Genomic DNA, 19,519 nt, shown 5'->3' with positions numbered 1-19,519 from the left:
TTCCAATTTAACGATTGATTGATAATATTGACCTATGAGCGCCCAACGCAAACTAAATATTTCTTCAATTATTGGCATCAAGGAAGGAATTTACCAGGTCTTTTCTTTGATTGACCAGAATCTGGATACCCTCAGCGAGCATCCGGATAAAATCAATTCCATCAAAGATTGCAAGAATTATATCCACCAGTTGGATGGCTTGCTCGAAATGCTTGGATTGAGCAGCATCACCGTCGTGAGTGAAAAGATGGAGCAAATCATCGATGCGCTTCTGATCAAGAAAATCGAACCCACTCAGGCGATTTGCGATGCATTGAAGGAATCCAGCAAAGCGTTGCGCTACTACATCAACGAACTGATCGACGGCAAAGAAGAAAATCCGCTGCGGCTCTTTCCGCCTTATCGCAGTTTGATGCAAGTCTACGGCTATGAGAACGCTCCTGAGAGCGATCTATTTTTTCCCCGCCTGACGGCGAATCCGGCATTCAAAGCAGAATCAACGCAAGTCGATGCGACTACGGCGCGTATCGTAGCCAAGCAACTGGGCGGAGAATTTCAGGCTAGTTTGCTCAAATGGTTGCGCGATCCATCCGACACGGTCGGTCTGCAGCGCATGGCTCAGGCAGTGGGTCGTCTGGAAGAATTTCCAGGAGCTACCGAAGAACGCGCCTTCTGGTGGGTTGCGTCCGGATTCCTGCAAGATCTGTTACAACAGAGCACGGGTTCGGTTGATGTATCCATCCGCCGTTTATGCGGAAAGATCGAGCAGGCCATCCGTTATCTGGTGGCTGGCACGCCCGGCAACACAGCGCCGCTGTTGCGTGAATTGCTCTACCACATCGCTCACAGCGAATCAGACAGCCAGCATATCATGGCCATCAAAAACAGCTATGCATGGCCGGGGCAAGTAACGGAAGCCGATCTGATGAGCCGCCAGCAATCGGAAACCCTACAACCGATTCTGGATCAACTGCGCACCGCCTTGATGCAAACCAATGATATCTGGCGGGAATTCTGCGCAGGACAACAGGAAAGCCTGGTGTCCTTGCAGGAATACACCGACTGGTTGAAGCATCTGGCGCTGCAAACGGAATGTAGTCCGCTGGTTAGATTGATCGATGTCATCGGCGATACCGTCGCGTATTTGCATCAGCAACCGCAAGACACCAGCGAAGAGCTGGCGATGGAAATGGCGACTGCGCTGCTGCTGGTTGAAAGCATCATTGATGATTTCAACCATTTGTCTGCTGATTTACCGGCGCAGATCGATACGCTCGCGCTACGGCTGCAGCAGATCACCACCAATCCTCCGGATACCGATGAATTAATCAATTTGCCTGCATTCAGCGGCATCGACAGTAAAAGTCAGGAAAACGAATTACTGGCCAATGTTGCACAGCAGATTCACTCCAATCTCGCGCAAGTAGAAACGATACTCGACAAATTCTTCTTTGAACCTTCGCAACGTTCCGAACTGTCCACGCTGAAACCGTTATTCGATCAGATGACGGGCGCGCTGACCATGCTCGATCTCGAGCGTGCCAATACGCTATTGGATTTTTGTTGGGAATTGATCGGGAAATTGTTCGATCCCGATTATGCCATTGTCGAAGCAGAGCAGATCTTGTTGGTCGATGGCTTGAGCAGCCTGGGTTTCTTCATTGAAGCATTCAAGAGCGGACAGCCTGACAGCCATCAAATCATCGAAGAAGCGATCAATCTTTTCGAAATAGCACTGGAGTCAAGCGCACCAGCCGTAAAATCCATTCCCGAAACCAAAGAAACCATCGCGCAGCCTGAGAATTTGGAAGCCAGCGGGATCGATCCCGAATTGCTGGCCATTTTCCTTGAAGAAGCCGAGGAAGTGCTGGCAGGCATCGCCAACGATCTGGATCATTATCGAACTGATCCTGCCAATCAGGAAACGCTCGCTGATCTACGCCGCGCCTTCCATACACTCAAGGGCAGCGGTCGGATGGTCAAGCTGGATGACATCAGCGAAGTGGCCTGGAATGTCGAGCAAGTGCTCAATCATTGGCTCAGCGAGAAAAAAGCGGCTTCTGCCAAACTCCTGGAATTAATCGACCAGACGCAACAATCCTATCTTCAATGGTGCAAGAATCTGCGTGAACACGGTGCCTCCGGCGTTGAAGCGGCTGAACTGCTGCTGTTGGCGCAGGGATTGCTCACTGATGGCGCAGTCGAGGAAAGAATCACCGCAGCGCCTGCTCAAGAACCGATGCCGGAAGCGCAACCCGGCATTGCTGCAGCTTCTGCGGAGATTGTTTCCATCGACGCACCTGCTGCGCCCTTTGCAATTGAATCACCCGTTTCTCAGGCCGAGCCGGCGCGCGATCACATCAATCTGGAATTGTTGCCGGTATTTCTGGAGGAAACGCACGACATCGTGCCTCAGATCGGCAGCAAATTACGCGCCTGGCGCATACTGCCTCAAGACGAGGATATTCAACGCGCATTGCTAAGATTACTGCATACGTTGAAAGGCAGCGCCCGGATGGCGGGTGCATTGCAGCTCGGCGAACTGATCCATGCGATGGAAAGCGACATCGAATCAGCTTTCAGCGACCGCATCATTTCCGAAGCACAATTAGATCAGCTTGAAACCGAGTTCGATGCCATCAGTGGCCGCATCGAACAACTGCAAACCGCTGAAGTGCCTGTTGCAACTTCCAGCGGTGCGATGGACACAGCGCACGAGCCAGTCTCTGCCCAAGACAAAACTGAGTCGCTGCAATCTAGAACCATACTCCGGATCAATTCCGAACTGATCGACCGTCTGGTCAATGATTCCGGCGAAGCCAGCATTCTGCGCTCAAAAATCGAGGCACAGCTCACTAACTTCAAGCAATCTTTGCAGGATCTCGCTGAAAGCACGCATCGTCTGCACGATCAATTGCGCGAAGTGGAAATTCAGGCAGAAACGCACATGCAGTCGCATCTTGCGCAGCAGCACGATCATGAACATGCTTTCGATCCGCTCGAATTTGATCGTTTCTCACGACTGCAGGAACTAACGCGGCTGATGGCGGAAAGCGTCGATGACATCATCACAGTGCAAAAAAGTCTGCGATCGACCCATACCATCGCTGAAGAGGCGGTTGCACAACAATCCGTTATCAACCGTCAGCTCCAACAGTCGTTAATGCAGATCCGCACCGTGCCGTTCAGCAATTTCTCCGAACGCTATTACCGTATCGCCCGGCAAGTCGCCGAGAATCTGGGGAAAAAGGCTCAACTGGAAATTATCGGCGCAGACGTTGAAATTGACCGCAACGTACTCGAAAAAATCAATCCATCACTGGAGCATTTGCTGCGCAACGCCATCGCGCATGGTATCGAGGAACCTGCTCAGCGCTTACACGCCAAGAAGTCTGAAACCGGGCGCATCATGATGCATTTGCGTCAGGAAAGCAACGAAGTCATCATCACATTGAGCGATGATGGTCGCGGACTGAATTTAGTCCGCATCCGTAAAGAAGCCCAACGATTGGGTTTGGTTAAGAAGAACGAAGCCATTGATGACGACAAAATCATGGCCCTGATTTTTAGTCAGGGTTTATCTACGACTGACTCGGTCACAGGTATCGCTGGCCGCGGTATCGGTCTCGATATCGTGAAAAATGAGATTTCGATGCTGGGTGGCCGCATCAGCGTCAATTTTGCCCCCAATCAGGGTACAACCTTCACTATCTATTTACCTTTGATGCTATCGGTCGCGCAGACCCTGATGGTTCGCGCAGGTAAACAGGTGTATGCAATTCCCGCCTTCATCGTCGAACACCACCGGGAATTCGACGCTGATACGCTGAAAAAAATCTATCATGACCACCACATCGACTTCAATGGAAAAAAATATCAATTCTCCCATTTAGCACATTTACTTGGAGAATCCGATCATAATCCGGAATTTTCCCAGCACGATCACGTGTTGTTCCTGCATAGCGGCACACAGCATCTGGCGATCCATGTGGATGAACTGATCAGCAATACTGAAGTCGTGGTCAAGAATACCGGCGCTCAAATGGCCCAGGCACCTGGCATAGAAGGTGCGACGCTTACCGGCGACGGTGAAATCATCCTGATCCTCAATCCTGTCAAATTGATGCAACGCCAGGACGTGCAAAAAATGTTACGGGCTCCTCTGAATACCCTCAAGAATGCGGGAAAACGGAAATTGCCGAAAACGCCAACAGTGATGGTCGTCGATGATTCGCTGACGGTGCGCAAAGTAACTTGCCGCTTATTGGAACGGGAAGGCTGTGATGTGCTGATCGCCAAGAATGGCGTCGAAGCCCTTGCCCTGCTTAAGGATACGATGCCGAATGTCATGCTCGTGGATCTTGAAATGCCGAAGATGAACGGTTTTGAGCTGATCAAAAATATCCGTAATAATCCAAAGACGGCTCATATCGCCATCATCATCATTTCATCGAGAACCGCTGAAAAGCATCGAAAAATAGCCAAGGATCTCGGTGTCGACATCTTTCTCGGCAAACCTTACAAGGAAGATGACTTATTGCAGCATTTATCCAATTTCATTCAGAAATAAATTACAGAACAACGACTCATCAATGATGAAGAAATTATTCACAAAGAATTCCTTTCGCTACACCAAGCACAACGGTTGACAGGGAATTCTTTCGCACGTATATTTCCCCCACTGCAGGTTAACCATACATGACTATAGGGATTGTTGATTCCTGTAGTCAGTCAGCAAAATTCAGCAGCATCAAATCATCATAATCATCTGGAATAGCTTTATTTCCATCAGATATTATGAGTCTATGAAGTTGCCACACATTAAGGGGAGAAATAGTCACTTTTTACTAACATTCTTATTTTTGATATTTCAGCGGCAGTTGATTCTGAATCAGGAATAACGAAATTCCGATTTGATTCTCAGGAATCCTGTTCAGATCACAGAAAAACCATTCAATAGCCAATCAAGTTGCAATTGATTGTTGATAAAAAACGAAGTAGCTGTAAGCAACATCGCTATAGCCACAATCAACAATAATCATCGCGTAATCAGTCATCCGTATCCCTATACCACCTCTCTGATACGGCAAATCCACTGTCTTCGCAACAACAATTTCTCAACGCAATTAAAACTTGTGATTCGGCAGAACGCACATTAATGCCTATTCTTGACCAATAGGGTCAAAAACATCGGTGAGGCTTCTGACTGTATCAAGCTGAAAATATTTCACATCGAACCCAAGGCCTCTCTGAGAAACGCGCCAGCGCGGATCGAGCCAAGTGAAATCAGAGAAAATGTGCAGTTTATTTAATAGGGTAAAGAGCACTTTGAACCTGATTTCACCGCAGCCTCACCGGCGAGTGCGAATGCAGAAGTTTCTCAGGCTTTCCTTGATGATTTGGATTCTTTAACTATTCATAAGGAGATACCGACTACTAATCACTATCAATGATACCTGCTCGAACTTGCCACTACCGAGCGCTCGGTAGTTTCCAGCCCTTCGCCGTCGACAGCGATTAACGGGGCTGTGAGCAACATATTTCCTGTGGTACCAGATCGTACTATACGTTCTATTCGATTTTGCAATCGATAGAACGGTATAGCTTTGCCCTTCAGGCGGAGTCAGTGCTGCATGCATTCACGCCAGTGTATCGAACAGGAATTCTTCTTTGGATAATAGAAGCTTGAGTGGAGCAGATGCTCTGCAATTTGCCTGCTTTATTCTTCGCGTATCCATTCGTGCTGATTCTAATATCGTTAGAGAAGCTCTGAAAACTGCTGCGTTCGGCCGTGCCGCGCTGAGATCAGGCTCGGAATACTCACGCATACTTCGCAAACTGCGCTTTTTCTCCTGATTTCCACTCGTCTGACCCTCCTTGCAATCGCTCAGAACTTACTAGAAGAATCAGTCTTTTCAGCTAGGCAATTTGTTTCATTTTCAAGCCCTAGTGTCTCATCCATGTTTATAGAAAGGAGCACCATGATTTTCAGGCATTTTTTAAAACCTGTGGCAGTATCAGCCGTTCAAATTTTATTCATAACCCCTCTGTTCGCAATCGACGACCCAATTGATGGGAGAGGGTTGAATCCAACCGCATCGACCACTCCAACGAGCATCACTGGCATCAATGCGCATGGTCTGGACAAGACTTACAGCACGGCGGGGTTCATTGATTTCGATAATGCTTTCTTTAAAAAGTTTGGCACCAACGACCGAACCTGCGCAACCTGCCACGTGCCGACCGAAGGCTGGGTGATCACGCCCAAAGGCGTGAAAGCTCGTTTTGACAGAACCGCCGGATTGGATCCGCTGTTTCGCTTAGTCGATGGCGCTACTTCACCGCGCGCCGATGTCTCGACCGTCGAGAAACGCCGCAAAGCCTACAGCATGCTGCTGAACAAAGGCAATATTCGCGTCGGCATTGGAATTCCGGCAGATGCCGAGTTTGAATTGGTTCGGGCAGATGATCCATATGGCTTTGCAAGCGCGGCCGAATTATCGCTGTTTCGCCGCCCGATGCCGGCCACCAACCTGAAATTCCTCAGCACTGTCATGTGGGATGGACGGGAAACCACGTATGACGCCAAATCCAAGGATTGCCTATGGGGTACGACGACCTGCTTCTCGCCGGTTTCGTATGATTTATCGACTCAGGCCAATCATGCCACCTTGGGCCATGCCGAAGCATTGGCAGATTTGAGTCAGGCGGAGCGCGAAGAAATCGTCGCATTCGAAATGGGGCTGGTGACTGCGCAAGTGCGCGACAGAACCGCCGGCAGCCTGACGAATAATGGCGCACTCGGCGGCTCCAAGTCGCTTCTGACTCAGTCGTATTATTTTGGTATGAACGATACCGTGGCTGGAGACTACCGTACCCGCGCAGCTTTCAATCCCACTGCGATGTCGTTGTATACCGCCTGGAATAAACCTTTCAATCATTCTCGGAACAGCCAGACACAAGCCCGTGCAGCAATAGCGCGCGGCGAGGCGCTGTTTAACGGCAAGCCCATCCAAATCAGCGGCGTGAAAGGCATCAATGATGATTTGGGCGTGAGCGTGCTGCCAGGCACCTGCACGACCTGCCATAACACCCCCAACTCGGGCAATCATTCGACGCCGATGCCGCTCGACATCGGTGTTGCGGATGCGTCGCGGCGCACACCCGATATGCCGCTCTATACGCTGAGGCACAAAACCACCGGCAAGACGATTCAGACGACCGATCCAGGACGAGCGCTGGTCACCGGAAAATGGAAGGACATCGGCCGTTTCAAGGGGCCGGTATTGCGCGCAGTAGCGTCACGTCCGCCGTATTTCCATGATGGTTCGGCAAAAGATCTGGCCGCCGTGGTCGATTTTTACAATAAACGTTTCACGATGGGATTGACCCGCCAAGAAAGGGCCGATCTCGTCGCTTTCCTGGCGGCGTTGTAAAGAACCCTGCAACCCCGCTATCATACAACCCTGCTATTTACTCTTAGCAGGGTTGTACCCTTCCCCGATTTGACAGGAACAATCTGCAGTTTTATCGCGTTTCAAAAAATCTCTGTGACGATATCAGCGTTCAAACGTCATTCCCCGCGCATGAATAATTTATCCAAATCGGCAAGGCTGGTTTCAAACCAGGTCGGCCTGCCGTGATTGCATTGATCGGCGCGTTCGGTCATTTCCATATCGCGCAAGAGCGCATTCATTTCTTCCAGGTTGAGTCTGCGATTGGCGCGAACGGCACCGTGACAGGCCATCGTGGCGAGGATTTCATTGCGTTTGGCAGTAAGGATCTGACTGCCGCCGTACTCCCGGATTTCCCGTAGAATATCGTGGATCAATTGCACGATATCGGCATTCTGCAGGGATGCCGGGACTGCGCGTACTGCCAGTGTTGTTGGTGATAACACCGCAATTTCAAATCCCAATTGATTCAGCGTATCGGAATTTTCCTCGACGATGGTGATTTCCAGGCTGTCGGCCTGAAATGTCGCTGGAATCAGCAAGGTCTGCATCGCCAGCACGCGCTGATCGAGCGCCGATTTGAGTTTCTCGTACATAATCCGCTCATGCGCGGCATGCATGTCGACCACGATGAGTCCGCGCGCATTCTGCGCCAGAATGTAAATGCCATGCAATTGCCCCAACGCAAAACCCAATGGATGATCTTGCGACGGCTCTTCTGCCGCCATCACGTGTGCCGGTCGCTGTGTCTGTGGCGGCGACAAAGCATCGTCTGATCGGATGGCACGGGCAGCGGCTTGTTCGCCAAATAACGTGCGGTAAAAATTGGCCGGTTGCGCTACTTGATTCTGTTGCGCGTTGTTATTGCGCGGATACGCCAACATGGAACGCGGCATCGATACTTCCCGGTGTTCTCCTCCCTGCCGTGCTCCACTCTGCGGCAAAGCCAGTGCTTTGCTGATGGTATGAAAAATGAACTGATGCAGCGCGCGCGACTCGCGGAAACGCACTTCGGTTTTGGTGGGATGCACATTGACGTCCACTTCTTCCGGATTGATCTCCAAAAAAAGCACAAACGCCGGATACTTGTCCAGGTGCAATACATCTCGATATGCTTCACGCAACGCATGCGAGATCAATCGATCGTTGACGAAACGCCGATTGACGAAGAAATATTGCGCATCGCGCGACGAACGCGCATACGCTGGCAATGCAATCATGCCTTGCAACCGCATCGCGCTGGATTGTTCATCGACGAACACAGCCGTTTGACTGAATTCATCGCCTAAAACGGCTGCAATTCGCTGTGCTAGATTGGCGGCACGTAATTGCCGGCGCACCTTGCCATTATGGTGCAATACAAACTCAGTTCCAGCTTGGGAGAACGCAATACGCTTGAAGGTTTCATCACAATGCGCAAATTCAGTGGCTTCGGATTTCAGGAATTTACGCCGTGCAGGAATATTGAAATACAGGTCATTGACATCGAGCATCGTGCCGGTCGCCAGGGAAGATGGCGTGGGAGGAGACATTCCTTGGTTTTCCATCCGGATTTGCCAAGCATGCTCGAGGCTGGCATGACGGCTGGCCAAGGTCAAGCGCGATACCGCTGCGATACTGGCCAGGGCCTCGCCGCGAAAACCCAGGCTGGTAATGTGATGCAAATCCTCGAGCGTACTGATTTTACTGGTGCTGTGCCGCATCAAAGCCAACGGCAATTCTTCTTTTGCGATGCCGAAGCCATCATCCGTCACGCGAATTTGCTTGACGCCGCCTTGCTGGAGCTGCACGATGATTTTCCGGGCGCCCGCATCGATACTATTTTCCAACAATTCCTTGAGTACCGAGGCGGGACGTTCAACCACCTCACCGGCGGCAATTTGGTTGATTAATAACTCAGGAAGAGGCTTGATGGTTGCCGTCATGTTTATTTCCATTCTCGCACTGTCTGCTGTTTTGCGTATTCTAGCAGTTTTGAAATACTGTCCGAATCACCGGGAAGAAATCCAAAAAATTCTCCATTTCCCGGAAAATTCGCCTCGCCTTGTGCTCTCCTTAGTTTCATATAGAAAGAGCCATCTTCCCGCTGGCGTGGGTAAGCGTACAGATCTATTCACTCTTATAGCGATTATGGCTATTCACTGATCAGACCCTGACCGCTTCATTGCTCGATCGCCTGTTGCACCATGCGTACATCGTATCAGCGGAAAGAACTATCATTTAAAAGGAAAGTAAGCTGCTAGAACAACCTGAGCGACAGAATCTGACAACGATGCACGGTCATTATTTTGCTTACTTTCCATTCACTTGTTAGCCAAATTCAGCTGAGTTGACCGCTTTATAGTTGCATAAAACTGTATCAAAAAATATTCCTGAGTAAAAAAGTCGGATATTTTGTTGGAATTAATTTTTGTTTGTGCTAGACTTCAAAACAGGTCATGAAATTTCATATATTTCATGACCTTAAGCACAAAATGGTTAATGATTTCATCATGTATAAGCGATGAATTTCATTTGTAAATTGTAATGTTTATATTTCATAAACGCTTAATCAGAGAATAGGAGAAATTGATATGAATGTAATTGTGAAGTTTTTCTCGCTTGATATGCGAACAGGTCTAAGAGGCAAGATAAATTTAATCGAGATGAATTCCCCCATCTATACGAAAGCTTTCCCGACCTATACTGAACGCATCTTGGAGGAATAAAAAATGACTATATTTATTTATGACTGGAAAGTACCCATCAATAAAGTACTCAAATTATCTTCCATACTATTGGCACTCACTGTGTTATCTGCTTGTGCACAAATGAGTCCATCAGTGGCTAAACCCACTGGGATTCCGAATGAAAATCATGACGCTTTAGTTAAACATTTTGAGGGCGTTGCCAAAGATGCAAAATTAAGGCTGCAAGCGAACAAAAAAATACTTCAGGAATATGAAGAACGTCCTTATTATTTTGGCAGACAAGGCTTGGATGCCAAATCGCATGCTGTAGCAAATATTCGAGCATACGAAAAAACGATACAGGAAAGCTTGGCATTTGCCGACCTCCATAGAAAAATGGCGATGGAGCAAAAAAGTAATCAAGCAAATATAGTAGGATCCCACCAAGATCGTGACTTTACCTCGAAGATCTCAGGATACTCTGAGTATTCTGATAATAAAGGTCTTTGATAAAGTGACGAACAACCACCGATAAAATTCGGTGGTTGGTCTTTAATCAGTTTCACCAACCAATTCTTCTACATCAAGCATCTCTCGGCACCATACTGTTTTTTGCAACAGGCAATCTGAACTACACCTGCGCGGCAGCGAACGTTATCCTTTTTCGTTAAATGGTTCTGTCTCCTTTCTAAGCTGCCTGCGCGGCAGCGAACCGTGTAGTTGGTAGAAGTTTCAGAACTAATCTTTTCTAAGCTGCCTGCGCGGCAGCGAACAGCGACATTATAAGGGCCTCCAATCAGTTATATTTCTAAGCTGCCTGCGCGGCAGCGAACAACAATATCAGCAGCAGTGCAGCGCCACAGATTTTCTAAGCTGCCTGCGCGGCAGCGAACGGTGGGATTTTGGAGAAATAGAAACAGCAGTCTTTCTAAGCTGCCTGCGCGGCAGCGAACGTACAGCAGCGAAAAGACGATACAGATCTGAATTTCTAAGCTGCCTGCGCGGCAGCGAACGTCGAATACATCATATAAACTTCCAGGAAAAGTTTCTAAGCTGCCTGCGCGGCAGCGAACGCAGATATTTGTAGAAAAATCGGTTATTTATCTTTCTAAGCTGCCTGCGCGGCAGCGAACTTTTCTGCGCATTATGTAGATCCGTTTGGAGTTTTCTAAGCTGCCTGCGCGGCAGCGAACTCGTTGCTGCTGAGCGGGCTGGTTAACTGTTTTTTCTAAGCTGCCTGCGCGGCAGCGAACATAAGTACCAAGTGTTCTCATATCAGGCGGGATTTCTAAGCTGCCTGCGCGGCAGCGAACCACCAAGTCCGAGGCAAAGGCGTGGGCTGATCTTTCTAAGCTGCCTGCGCGGCAGCGAACCAGGTGGCGCATCAGTTGAATCGATAACCCCATTTCTAAGCTGCCTGCGCGGCAGCGAACCCAGCAACGATTCAACCATTACCGTTGATTTCTTTCTAAGCTGCCTGCGCGGCAGCGAACATGGATTCACAAGCGGAAGCTGTCGTGACAGCTTTCTAAGCTGCCTGCGCGGCAGCGAACGTTCTTTCCCATCTTTTGTAATTACCGTATATTTTCTAAGCTGCCTGCGCGGCAGCGAACAGAATATATTATGTGGGAAAGTATACCGTTATTTTCTAAGCTGCCTGCGCGGCAGCGAACAGCAACAGCCAGCGAACGACTAACAGACCTTATTTCTAAGCTGCCTGCGCGGCAGCGAACGTTTGCAATCGAGTATGGTCGATTATCTTAAATTTCTAAGCTGCCTGCGCGGCAGCGAACATGTTAGAAAAAATAAAGAGTTACAATTTTATTTTCTAAGCTGCCTGCGCGGCAGCGAACTATTTGATAGAACAAAAACGCGCGCACCCAAATTTCTAAGCTGCCTGCGCGGCAGCGAACTTTTGAGTGTTTGCGCGATCATCCAGGCTTTCTTTCTAAGCTGCCTGCGCGGCAGCGAACAGATTACTTTCCCCGAAACGCCTAAAAATACATTTCTAAGCTGCCTGCGCGGCAGCGAACAAATGGCCGCCCAACGCCGCGCAGCGGCAACTTTTCTAAGCTGCCTGCGCGGCAGCGAACGTTGAAAAAATGATGGAAAAATTAATCATAGCTTTCTAAGCTGCCTGCGCGGCAGCGAACATTGGAGTGGTGCAAATATACGCCTGAACTATTTTCTAAGCTGCCTGCGCGGCAGCGAACGAAAACTCGTCAAAATAGGGGCGGCTTCTCCTTTTCTAAGCTGCCTGCGCGGCAGCGAACTATCGTATAAATTAAAAACGTGCGCTAATTTTTTTCTAAGCTGCCTGCGCGGCAGCGAACCATCGGCAACTCGCGCACAGCTTTTCTCTGCTTTTCTAAGCTGCCTGCGCGGCAGCGAACGGCGAATCGGGAACTTCTTGGTTCGTATTTATTTTCTAAGCTGCCTGCGCGGCAGCGAACTTAAATTGCCACAGAAAACGCATCATGCTGTCTTTCTAAGCTGCCTGCGCGGCAGCGAACGTATACCACCCTATCATAATCTCGTGTATGCTTTTCTAAGCTGCCTGCGCGGCAGCGAACGATCGAGCGTTACAGACTCAAGTGCGATTACGTTTCTAAGCTGCCTGCGCGGCAGCGAACATAAATCTTCGACAAGTTCTTTGATTTCTTTGTTTCTAAGCTGCCTGCGCGGCAGCGAACCCATTCAAAATGACTTCCTCCATCTTTGAAGTTTTCTAAGCTGCCTGCGCGGCAGCGAACGCTGGCAGGATTGTTGAGATTAGATCGTATAATTTCTAAGCTGCCTGCGCGGCAGCGAACTCTGAAAAACGCACGCCGCATGTGGTCTTGGTTTTCTAAGCTGCCTGCGCGGCAGCGAACACATTATTTAAGCAACCCTGCTTTTTTGAGTTTTTCTAAGCTGCCTGCGCGGCAGCGAACTCAAGTTTGAATCCGGTTCCAGTGATTACATTTTTCTAAGCTGCCTGCGCGGCAGCGAACATTAAAGTTACACGAGAATGAGGCTAAGGAAATTTCTAAGCTGCCTGCGCGGCAGCGAACTCAGTTCCATCGGTTCATCAAGTTTTGCATATTTTCTAAGCTGCCTGCGCGGCAGCGAACTTATGACTGCCGGTGCGGTAGCCCCTTCACCTTTTCTAAGCTGCCTGCGCGGCAGCGAACATAGATGCATTGCTAGAGCACGATTTGTCCTGTTTCTAAGCTGCCTGCGCGGCAGCGAACTATGATCGAGGATTTGCATTTCCACGATACCATTTCTAAGCTGCCTGCGCGGCAGCGAACGGTCTGGAGTAAAAGAATCTGATCTGATCGAATTTCTAAGCTGCCTGCGCGGCAGCGAACTTCCTGATGCTATGGTCTTTGTGGCGGTTACGTTTCTAAGCTGCCTGCGCGGCAGCGAACAGCCTGCACCTTTCCCTTGCTGATCATTTGCTGTTTCTAAGCTGCCTGCGCGGCAGCGAACTCTAACGCTCACAAATGTTCCTAATTTTTTTATTTCTAAGCTGCCTGCGCGGCAGCGAACCTCCAAAAGGTGTGAAGGAATACTCTGCTCCATTTCTAAGCTGCCTGCGCGGCAGCGAACTCAGATTTGCCATGGTTGGATCATGAAGATTTTTTCTAAGCTGCCTGCGCGGCAGCGAACTATCAATTTCTTTTGATATGAATACACGCAAATTTCTAAGCTGCCTGCGCGGCAGCGAACTGCAACTACCTACCCTTTCGATTCATATCAAATTTCTAAGCTGCCTGCGCGGCAGCGAACAGCAAGGAATGACATGGGATGTCCAATATGTTTTTCTAAGCTGCCTGCGCGGCAGCGAACTCTTTGGCCTGTCTTTCATTCTGTATTGAACTTTTCTAAGCTGCCTGCGCGGCAGCGAACAAAATGAAGATTTGTACGGTGTTTGCATTGCTTTTCTAAGCTGCCTGCGCGGCAGCGAACTCGCCTGATCTGGTTCAGTATCGGCTCGGGCATTTCTAAGCTGCCTGCGCGGCAGCGAACGCTTGGCGAATACTATAAGCGTTTCGGTAATTTTTCTAAGCTGCCTGCGCGGCAGCGAACATTCAACAAGGATCTGCGCCTCTGCCACTTGGCTTTCTAAGCTGCCTGCGCGGCAGCGAACGCGAAAATATAATGGCCGGCACTAAGTCGCTTTTTCTAAGCTGCCTGCGCGGCAGCGAACTCATCCTTGATGATTTGCTGTTTGACGCTATCTTTCTAAGCTGCCTGCGCGGCAGCGAACGTATTCCTGGTGCGGCGTCCGCGCCATCTCCATTTCTAAGCTGCCTGCGCGGCAGCGAACGATCGTTTGCTGAGACCGCTGTACAGTCATACTTTCTAAGCTGCCTGCGCGGCAGCGAACATCGTGTTACACGACTTTGACGATAACGAGGCTTTCTAAGCTGCCTGCGCGGCAGCGAACTACGGTTTCCACTTGGGCAGTCAACACCCTCAGTTTCTAAGCTGCCTGCGCGGCAGCGAACGCTGTCCCGGCTGGTTGTCGACCGGGCCGAAATTTCTAAGCTGCCTGCGCGGCAGCGAACTCTGAGGGTGTCAGCGCCGATGCAGCGCCTGATTTCTAAGCTGCCTGCGCGGCAGCGAACGGCGACATTAAATTTTACCTTGAGGTGCCGCTTTTCTAAGCTGCCTGCGCGGCAGCGAACTCACTTTACAGTCATAAATTATTGTTTTTATATTTCTAAGCTGCCTGCGCGGCAGCGAACTACAATTTTAGTTATCGTTTTCGCTGGCAATTTTTCTAAGCTGCCTGCGCGGCAGCGAACGTTAATTTCGCAACAAGCCGGCTTTTTTAAGTTTTCTAAGCTGCCTGCGCGGCAGCGAACTGCAATTCCGCGCGCATCGCTAAACTCAGACTTTTCTAAGCTGCCTGCGCGGCAGCGAACCTTTTTAGCGCGAGTGTGGGTTACACGGCTGGTTTCTAAGCTGCCTGCGCGGCAGCGAACACTTTGAGGGCGTCGACCGCGTCAACGTTTCTTTTCTAAGCTGCCTGCGCGGCAGCGAACGAAGGAAAATCTTATAAAATCTGTGACTTACATTTCTAAGCTGCCTGCGCGGCAGCGAACTGACGATAGGAATATTTAAAACCAGTCGTGGTGCAGTATATAGGATATTTTTGAATCAATAACCATCCTGCAAATACCCACATCGCAACTGGCTGATTTATTTGAATTGTTAAAGATCACCAAAAAAATGGGTCAAAATTCGGGTACGGAAGCAGCAGAACTTAAACCATAGGTGGTGAAAGTTCCGCTAACGCTGTTTTCTATTTCCCTTTTTTTGATCCACAAGCAGAACGTATTACCGCTACTTAAACTTTTTAGCCGGATAAACGGGGTGGTGATGGTTTTGTGCGGCATTTCACTGTAACTCATCAACATTTTTTGATGCTCGGTTGCGTTATCGTGCTTTGCACACAACTCAACCTTACCATTGAACGCAGTTTCGTAATCCAGGTTGTGCCGTTTCGCATAACGCCGGGCTAAGCGTTCCCGACCGGTTTTGGGTTGTTCGCGCTGATAAACGGCATAACCTTTGACTGCGCCAGGCACCGGGCGGATACCGGTGCAATGCACATAATCGCTCAGGCGGCTTAATCGTTTGGTGACATCAAACCGTGTCAGCGCAGCTTCGTCTGGAGCAAACAACCGAAGCTTGCTGCCCAGTACACCGAATTTTTCATCCATTTTGTATTCGGGAAACGATAGACCGATCGGCACGCGTTTTTGCGCATCTTGTGTTTCGACCAAACCAAGGTGGATTTGCTGGAAGGTTTTGGACCAGAGGAAATAAATGTTTATCTCCTCTTGCGGAAGTAATGTTAGCTCTTGATAAAATTTCATCATTCACTCATTGCCTCCAAATACACCTCCGCGAATTAACGTCGCAATAACGTAATGTTGCTGTATGGCAGAAATCACTTCGTCCTTTAACCATTTTTGAAGCAACGTATAAAAATCATTTTTTGAAATCCGATGTGCCTCTCCCCGCGAAGTAACAGAGCCGTATGGCTCGATGGCTATTGCTCTAGCTTTGTCATCCTCTGCGTACCAAGTATCAATGGTACGTAAAGCATTACCAATTTTTTCCGAATGCATGGCAGCGCAACTACTTAATTGGAATAAAAATTTCGACTTCTCACCTTTGGGAGGATTAAGTACCATTTCTTGTGACGGAAATACAGGCTGCCCAAACTCAAGTTTACTGAATGCAGTAATCTCTAAATACTCAAAACCATCGCCTTGTAAGCCTTTTTGAATTACGGAAACCAATTGAGCAAATGAATGATCGTCATCATCTGGTGATGTAAATTGATCGAGTTTGTAATCGTAAGCGTTAAATTGCCAGCTCTGTTCACGATGTTTTACCTGAATACTGATAGACTCTGCACCGACACGGTTACGCCATAAAAACCGTCCATTGGCAATATTATTAGCATAGCGGATAGCCAATTCCTTAAATTGATGCTCATTACGATAACTCTCCACAATTTGAATGATCTTTGCTTCAAACACTGGCGAATTGCAGGCGGTAGGCTTTTCAAGACTTCCTAAAATTTTTAAGGTGAATTTGATCCGTAAAGTATCGGCACCATGAGGTAACGTAGCAACGTCACCCCAAGAGAGATTGGGCTTCGGTTTGTCTTCATCTTTTGCGCCATATTGACTATGGGTAGCCCGGTTTCTTTTTTCATGTAATTCAATCGATTGCCATTTCTCGATCTTATCGATGTCAGTCCATAAGCCTGACGCCATTAATGCATCGGAAACTTCCAATTTACGGCTAAATGCTAATACCGAGGGTAGCGCCAATGCATTCGTTCTAGTTGGTTTATCAGTCATTATCTTCTCCTTAATTAAGTGAACACAAAAAATCGTCTTCAAAATCATCATCCACAACACCTTCTAATACATTCGTCGCGGATTGCGGCTGAGTCTGTCCTTCTTGGCAGCACAAGTACCAGTCTTGTTCGTAGCGGTAATGCCAAAGCATGTCAGCAACTTGTTGAATACGGTGCAAGCTCCGCCATTCGCCTATGCTGTGGCTGGTCTCTACAAAACAAACAGGAGTGGTCGTATCACGTGCATTCGCCACTTCACCAACAGCATAAACATCGCTTATTGCTTTGTAACCATTGGTGATAGGCACGAGCCAGCCTTTGGCCGGCTTATCCATGCGTAACCATTCGGCTTCAGTTTTTTCGGTAGGCTCAAGTTCACCTTCTTTGAGTTTTGGCTTGGCTTGATATTTAAGTGCGGAAAAATCCAGCCAGGCATCTACTAACTCTACATCGGATTGCTGCTGTTTCAGCGTCTCATAGTGACTAGCCAATAAATCGGATCGATCCATCAACACAAATCCAGGCAGTAGCAAGCTTTTGAATGCTCTCAACAGCTTTTGCTCATCTTTATTGAGTATATGAATGGCGGCAATGTTTTGAATAGAGCCACCCGCCAAGCGATGTTGATATGCCAAGTTCATGATGTTTTGCGCTAGGGTGTTAATTTCAGCCGTCCGGCTTATCCTCAAATCAGGACAAGCCATGATCAAGGAAACCGTCATATCCATTTTGCCCTCCTCGATAATAGGCGGTGTTTCTTTAGCCTTGGCTCTGGTAGTGGGTGGGTTTTTGCTTTGGGCAAAGACATAATCACCGTAGCCTTTAGGCTGGTAGGCGTGTATTTGGTGCTGATGGCAAATGACGGCACAGCCTTGCAAAGTCAATTGCCGACTGACTGTTAGTTTTCTGGACAAGGCATGGCCAAAGCCTAAAAAATGGGTAATGGCTGGAAATCCATAGATAAATCCGGCAATACAATTGGCATCTTGAACGCTGATACGCTCAAAAACGATGTAGGCATTACTCATGCTTTATCCTCTCTTGTGCTGATTTCTAAATCTGCTTCGGCTAGTGCGTTAAATTCGCGTAACAAGGGCGTAAACAGTTTTTGCCACTGTTTCTCGTGGGCGGCGCCTAGTGTGAGTTGTTTGTGTTTAATGTGCCGGTTTATCCATTTGGAAAAATCGACCACCACGTCGCTTGACCAATCCAGCGTAGCTTTCGCAGCTTGAAACTCTTCATCCGGCCTTAAAGGGTCTAGCCAGTATTGTTGATGAGCTGGCAATTGAGATTCCTCTGACCAACCCATGTGGTGTTTAAGCCCCTGAATCTGAGATGCATAATCGAACACTACATTGGCAATCTCAATGAGATGGCTGTGGATGAGTTGCTTACGCTGTAGATTTACACTGAGTTTGTTGGCCTTAATGGCCAACAATAAATTCTTGAGTTCTGCTAGCGGTTCTTTGGCTTGAGCGGCCAGTTGTTTATTAAATAAGGTTTTTAAGTGAATAGGCGGCTTGGTTTGAGTTTGCCATTGTGGTGGGATGGTGGGTAATAAGATTAATTGTCCCGCACGTTTGCCATTCAAATTGGAAACATTTTGATGGTTGGTTTGGGTGGTTTTTAATACGGCGGTTCTATGGAACGACCTAACCACTTCTGAACTAAAAGTTTTTTCAGCTCTAGCTTTATTTACGGGTGTATCTTTTCGGCGTGCTTCCCAAATACGGTCATAAATGATTTGCGCCAAACTTGATGAAGTCAGAGGCGTCAATAAGTGATAACTGGTTGCTGAAGTCAATGGGAAATAGACTTGCTTAGCCAAAATATGACTGGATTTGTTTTTTTCGTTAAAGGCTAAGCTAAATTGCTCTTGCCATTGTTGGAGCTGTGCATCATTCTGGGCAAACGGTTTTAAGGCGGCAGGGTTGTTACATAGTATTTTTCCCAACATTTGGCCTGCACAATCTAGCTGCAAAAATTCGGCAATGGGGGCATATTCCGCCGTTGAATAAGCAAAATCTATTGGTATCTTTCCGGTAAAATTGGCAGTGATCAATAGTGTTTTTGGTTGTTGCGTTCCAAAAACTAATGCATTGAAATTTGAAGCTTTCGCACTGGAATGGGTCAGTTTAGAAATGTGGGTTACATCTAAAACCACACCACTGGCTTTGTTTGATGCATCGACAAGCCAATGGTTGGGACTAAACTTTTCATCTAATGCCAGGATGCTTTTTGCGGTGTCGCTTTTTACATCACTCAAAAAAACCGGATTTTGATAGCTTAAATTTAGCAATTGCGTGTACTTTTCCTGAATATTGTTCAGTGTGCTTTGTTCTTTAGGTTTTTTCGAGTCGAGCAATGCCTTGACTTGATCTTTAATTTCTTGGCTTTCGGATGACTTGGCGATTTTTTCACCACAAATCTTCACGGCTTCTTTAACTATTTTTTCTAAACCAGGTTCTTTTTTTCGTTGAAAAAATGCCTCGATCACTTCAATTACCTGTTGGTTTTCCATTAAA

General features: G+C 48.1%; 8 protein-coding genes and 1 CRISPR repeat array. Of the genes, 3 read left to right on the top strand and 5 right to left on the bottom strand.

Translation table 11 applies throughout. The features are described from left to right. Positions 1-34: 34 nt before the first annotated feature. Both ABF87_RS01210 and ABF87_RS01205 read left to right on the top strand, forming a co-directional pair. Positions 35-4,570: an Hpt domain-containing protein gene (locus tag ABF87_RS01210; RefSeq protein ID WP_160827289.1), complete on the top strand. Its 4,536-nt coding sequence runs from the start codon at positions 35-37 to the stop codon at positions 4,568-4,570. Positions 4,571-5,981: 1,411 nt separating this feature from the next. Next, positions 5,982-7,436, top strand: coding sequence for a c-type cytochrome (locus ABF87_RS01205; protein ID WP_193567987.1), 1,455 nt, complete (start codon positions 5,982-5,984; stop codon positions 7,434-7,436). A gap of 137 nt (positions 7,437-7,573) precedes the next feature. Here ABF87_RS01205 and mutL read toward each other — a convergent pair whose 3' ends face one another. Continuing rightward, positions 7,574-9,379, bottom strand: coding sequence for a DNA mismatch repair endonuclease MutL (mutL, locus tag ABF87_RS01200; protein WP_160827288.1), 1,806 nt, complete (start codon positions 9,377-9,379; stop codon positions 7,574-7,576). Positions 9,380-10,165: 786 nt separating this feature from the next. Here mutL and ABF87_RS01195 point away from each other — a divergent pair. Next, on the top strand, positions 10,166-10,633 hold the full coding sequence (locus ABF87_RS01195; protein WP_193567986.1) for a hypothetical protein: 468 nt from the start codon (positions 10,166-10,168) through the stop codon (positions 10,631-10,633). A gap of 115 nt (positions 10,634-10,748) precedes the next feature. After that, positions 10,749-15,219: a CRISPR direct-repeat array (repeat unit 28 nt; unit sequence TTTCTAAGCTGCCTGCGCGGCAGCGAAC). Between the two features lie 132 nt (positions 15,220-15,351). Here ABF87_RS01195 and cas6f read toward each other — a convergent pair. The 4 genes from cas6f to csy1 are packed head-to-tail and all read right to left on the bottom strand — an operon-like array spanning position 15,352 to position 19,515. After that, positions 15,352-15,999 (bottom strand): type I-F CRISPR-associated endoribonuclease Cas6/Csy4, encoded by a 648-nt coding sequence (gene cas6f / locus ABF87_RS01190; RefSeq protein WP_205012640.1) that lies wholly within the window; start codon positions 15,997-15,999, stop codon positions 15,352-15,354. Further along, the gene (csy3, locus tag ABF87_RS01185) at positions 16,000-16,995 is read right to left on the bottom strand and encodes a type I-F CRISPR-associated protein Csy3 (protein WP_160827287.1); all 996 of its coding nucleotides are present in this window, start codon (positions 16,993-16,995) and stop codon (positions 16,000-16,002) included. Positions 16,996-17,005: 10 nt separating this feature from the next. Then, positions 17,006-18,022, bottom strand: a complete 1,017-nt coding sequence (gene csy2, locus ABF87_RS01180) for a type I-F CRISPR-associated protein Csy2 (protein WP_160827286.1) — start codon at positions 18,020-18,022, stop codon at positions 17,006-17,008. Continuing rightward, positions 18,019-19,515 carry a type I-F CRISPR-associated protein Csy1 gene (csy1, locus tag ABF87_RS01175; protein WP_160827285.1) on the bottom strand — a complete coding sequence of 499 codons (1,497 nt, stop codon included), beginning with the start codon at positions 19,513-19,515 and terminating at the stop codon, positions 18,019-18,021. The genes csy2 and csy1 overlap by 4 nt, the downstream gene beginning before the upstream one ends. Between the last annotated feature and the right edge of the window lie 4 nt (positions 19,516-19,519).

Source organism: Nitrosomonas sp. JL21, assembly GCF_009833095.1.
Classification (GTDB): domain Bacteria; phylum Pseudomonadota; class Gammaproteobacteria; order Burkholderiales; family Nitrosomonadaceae; genus Nitrosomonas.
Note: the sequence above shows the minus strand (reverse complement) of the source record. Positions and strands in the feature narration are given on the sequence as shown.

Coding starts and splice junctions, on each gene's coding strand:
- ABF87_RS01210 (WP_160827289.1), top strand. CDS start 35: ATGAGCGCCCAACGCAAACTAAATATTTCTTCAATTATTGGCATCAAG.
- ABF87_RS01205 (WP_193567987.1), top strand. CDS start 5,982: ATGATTTTCAGGCATTTTTTAAAACCTGTGGCAGTATCAGCCGTTCAA.
- mutL (WP_160827288.1), bottom strand. CDS start 9,379: ATGACGGCAACCATCAAGCCTCTTCCTGAGTTATTAATCAACCAAATT.
- ABF87_RS01195 (WP_193567986.1), top strand. CDS start 10,166: ATGACTATATTTATTTATGACTGGAAAGTACCCATCAATAAAGTACTC.
- cas6f (WP_205012640.1), bottom strand. CDS start 15,999: ATGATGAAATTTTATCAAGAGCTAACATTACTTCCGCAAGAGGAGATA.
- csy3 (WP_160827287.1), bottom strand. CDS start 16,995: ATGACTGATAAACCAACTAGAACGAATGCATTGGCGCTACCCTCGGTA.
- csy2 (WP_160827286.1), bottom strand. CDS start 18,022: ATGAGTAATGCCTACATCGTTTTTGAGCGTATCAGCGTTCAAGATGCC.
- csy1 (WP_160827285.1), bottom strand. CDS start 19,515: ATGGAAAACCAACAGGTAATTGAAGTGATCGAGGCATTTTTTCAACGA.